Annotated in this window: 1 protein-coding gene; it reads right to left on the reverse strand. The window is 64.4% G+C overall.

The window, feature by feature from the left end; genetic code table 11:
• Nucleotides 1-404 (reverse strand): SDR family NAD(P)-dependent oxidoreductase (locus I6F36_RS39215; RefSeq protein ID WP_225173320.1); only part of this gene is annotated, 404 nt, incomplete at both ends.

The raw sequence follows: 404 nt of genomic DNA on the forward strand, positions 1-404 counted from the left end.
GGATGGTGAGAAGGTTCAGCACTGCGCCGCGGTTCTTGATCAGAATCGGCGCGAAGGCCCGCGTCACCCGTAGCGGCGCGAGGTAGTTGATCTCCATCTCGTCGCGCGCGAAGGCCAGATCCGGCGCCAGCATGAAGGCGGTGTTGTGGTTGACGCCCGCATTGTTGATCAGGAGCGTAACGCCAGACGCACGGCTTGCGGCGCGCGCGACGTCCTCATCACTGGCGACATCCATCTTGATTGGCAGCAGGTCATCGGACACCGCGAGCGCGGAGATATCGCGCGCCGCGGCATAGATCTTCGCCGCGCCGCGGGCCTTGAGTTCGGCGATCAGCGCCTGCGCGATCGCGCCAGTTGCGCCGGTGATGAAAACGACAGAACCCTTGATGGTCTCGGTCATGCGG

It is taken from the genome of Bradyrhizobium sp. BRP19 (assembly GCF_020194195.1).
GTDB classification, from domain to species: domain Bacteria; phylum Pseudomonadota; class Alphaproteobacteria; order Rhizobiales; family Xanthobacteraceae; genus Bradyrhizobium; species Bradyrhizobium yuanmingense.